The sequence below is a fragment of the Vibrio sp. 10N.286.52.C3 genome (assembly GCF_041468865.1).
Classification (GTDB): Bacteria; Pseudomonadota; Gammaproteobacteria; order Enterobacterales; family Vibrionaceae; genus Vibrio; species Vibrio crassostreae_C.
In genome coordinates this window covers 1-3,110 of sequence record NZ_JBFRJM010000092.1, presented here as the reverse complement: position 1 = coordinate 3,110, position 3,110 = coordinate 1, and the positions used below count along the sequence as shown (strand labels likewise).

Below are 3,110 nucleotides of genomic sequence, written 5' to 3'. Positions count from 1 at the left end.
AAAACGGCAGAGCTATTGCCAGCATGGCCAAAGACCACATGAGACTGAATTGAAATTACACCTTTCAAACCGTCACTCCTCTTCTGAATATAGTTTTTGATGTCTTGAGTAAATTTTAAAGTCAAAGTACTGAACTTTGGTAATCCCCTTTGATGGGGAAGATCCATCAAGACATGAAATGTAAGAATGTCTCTATAACGATTAGGTTTGAGAGATCGATAAAGAACGCACCAATTAACGGCACGATAAAATACGCTTGTGGCGATGGGCCGTAGTAACCCGTGATACCATTCATATTGAGCATGGCTGTCGGTGTCGCACCCAAACCAAAGCCCGCATGACCACTTGCCATCACCGCGGCATCATAATTTTTACCGAGTAGCTTATAGGTAACGGACGTAACAAACACAATAGTAAACAATGTTTGAATCGTTAGGATAACCACCAGCGACAACGCCATATCAAACAGCTGCCAAAGTTTGATTTCAAGCAATGCCATAGATAAGAAGACACTTAGGGCAATTGAGCTTAAACGTGCCACTTCGACCATCGCAATCTTGGCAGGTTTGCTCTCGCTAAATAGTGTTGAGAATAGTGCACCAACAAATAACGCATAGACGAAATTTGGCACCATGTTCAGCCAATGCACATCGAGCACAAGCACTAAACTATGTAGCATTTGGCTGAGCTCAACACAGCATGCTAAAAGAACAACGCTTCCGATGCCATGTAGTACATTGCCCTTAGTCGGCATGTGATGGGCCTTTTTGTGTTCCACATCTGCTGCATGTACGTTCGGTGTTGAAAGTTGATTTTTTTCAACCAAATACGTGCCTAAAGGCGCTCCGATAATACCGCCAATCACAAGACCAAAAGTGGCACAGGCCATCGCGATTTCGAGTGCATTATCGACACCAAAATGGTCATGAAACATCGACGCCCATGCAGCACCTGTACCATGCCCACCTGATAGGGTGATAGAGCCCGTCATCAGTCCTAGCTTAGGATCCAGCCCTAAGAACGAGGCTGCAGCGACACCAATAGCGTCCTGAAAAATAATATAAACAACGGCGATTCCGAGAAAGACAACGAACAAGCGTCCACCTTGGAATAGCTGCTTGATATTTGCGCTTAAACCAATGCCTGCGAAAAACATCAGCATCAACGTCTCTTTATAAGGAAGTTCAAATTCGAACTCCATTCCCATGCGATATAAGCAAGTAGTAATTAAGGCTGCGATGCACCCACCAATCACCGGCCCTGGGATATGATATTTACTTAATATTGGTGTGTGTTTTTTGGTTACCTCACCAAACAACAACATCAAGAGTGCCAAAATGGCAGATTCAACGGCATTTACAGAAATTACATTCATTATCACGACCTAAACAACCGAATAAAAAAGCCCCGACTTGACGGGGCTTATATTTTCTAGCAACTACGAATTACGCAGAGAACTCTTGGAAGTACTCATCCAACACAGTGCGTGTTGCACGGCCGATTAGCTCGTACTCGTGGTGAGTAAGGTTCGCTAGTGATACACGTACTGATGCGTGTACTGTGTCGAAACCTTTACCAGGTAGTAAGATGACGCCAGTTTCGTGAGCAAGACGGAATAGGAAGTCTTTACCTTTCTCGTTAGCTTTGAACCAGTCGACAAACTCTTGACCGTAAAGTTTGCCACCTAGCGTGTCTAGCTCTAGGAGTGTGTAGTAATCCACACGGTCTTTGTTCTCTTCGATTTCTACACCCATGTTTTTGTAAAGCGTTGTGTAGCGCTCACGGATGATGCGTTTGCAAGCGGCTTTGTAGCGACCTTCTGAGTCCATTAGACAAGTTAGAGCAAACATCGCCATTTGCACTTGTTGCGGTAGAGATAGACCGGCAGTGTGATTCAAGGCTACGCTACGGCTATCCGCAACGATGCGGTCGATGAACTTAATGTCACGTGGCTCTGGAGTCAGTGTTTTGTAACGGCCATCAAGTTGACACTGTTTTTCTTCGCTGAAAGAACTTAGTGCGTCATCAAATACGTTTTTGTGTTGGATACCAATGGTACCTAAACGCCAGCCTGTTGCGCCAAAGTACTTAGAGAACGAGTAAACACAAAGTGTGTTGTATGGTAGTTTTGCAAATAGAGAAACGAAGTCATCGGCAAATGTACCGTATACGTCATCAGTGATGATGAATAGGTCACTGCGTTGCTCATTCACAAAGTTTGTTAGGTTCTCTAGAGTCTCGTCAGAGAATTTCACTGATGCTGGATTAGCAGGGTTAACGACGCAAAGCAGTTTGATGTCTGTATCTGCAAGTTTTTCAATTTCAGACATTGGTAGCTGCCAAGTGGTCTCATCAAGGCGTAGCTCAACGATTTCCAGCTCATACTCTGCTAGCTCTGGGATTTCTAGGTAAGGGGTAAAGATTGGCGTGATTAGCGCAACTTTGTCACCTTTTTTCAATAGACCATTGTTGAACATGGTTGCGAACGTGTACGTCATTGACGCTGTGCCGCCTTCTGTTGCGAACAAGTCAAAGTTAGTCGTCATTGGCATTGGGCCGTACATCTCTTCTGCGATGTATTGTTTAACCACTTTCTCGATGTTCACTAGCATACGTGGTGGTACTGGGTAGTTACACGCAAGGTAAGCCAGTACTAGCTCGTTTAGGAACGCTTGTTTTTCGATACCTAGACGGTCTTTTGCGTAGCTTAGTGCACGACGTAGGAAGTCAACGCCTTTGTCTGCTGCATATTGGCTTGCGAACGTGTCGAAACGCTCAACGATGCCAACACCATCAGGGATACCACCGAAATCACCACCTAGGTAAGCGTAGTTACGCTCTGCTTCTGCTACCGCAAACTCACCAAGACGGATGAAGGCTTTACGAGGTAGCGTTGCTAGGAAGTTAGGGTTACCACGACCTGCATCAAGAAGTGCACGATCTGGCACAGCTTGCGCCACTTCAATCAGTTTGTCTTTTAGCTCGAATGGGCTTAGGTCAGCGAATTTTGAAAAATCGATAGTTGGAGTTTGAGTAGTCATAATATTTACCTAATAATTTAATATTAAACACTTGTAATTAAATAAAGTGTTTTACTTAAGCGTGATTAT

At 44.4% G+C, this 3,110-nt stretch carries 2 protein-coding genes; both read right to left on the bottom strand.

Translation table 11 applies throughout. The features are described from left to right. Window positions 1-166: 166 nt before the first annotated feature. Window positions 167-1,375 carry a sodium/glutamate symporter gene (gene gltS / locus AB4138_RS23040; protein ID WP_017061004.1) on the bottom strand — a complete coding sequence of 403 codons (1,209 nt, stop codon included), beginning with the start codon at window positions 1,373-1,375 and terminating at the stop codon, window positions 167-169. A gap of 70 nt (window positions 1,376-1,445) precedes the next feature. After that, entirely contained in the window at window positions 1,446-3,041 is a 1,596-nt protein-coding gene (locus AB4138_RS23035) for a bifunctional aspartate transaminase/aspartate 4-decarboxylase (RefSeq protein WP_372307864.1), read from the bottom strand. Window positions 3,042-3,110: the final 69 nt, after the last annotated feature.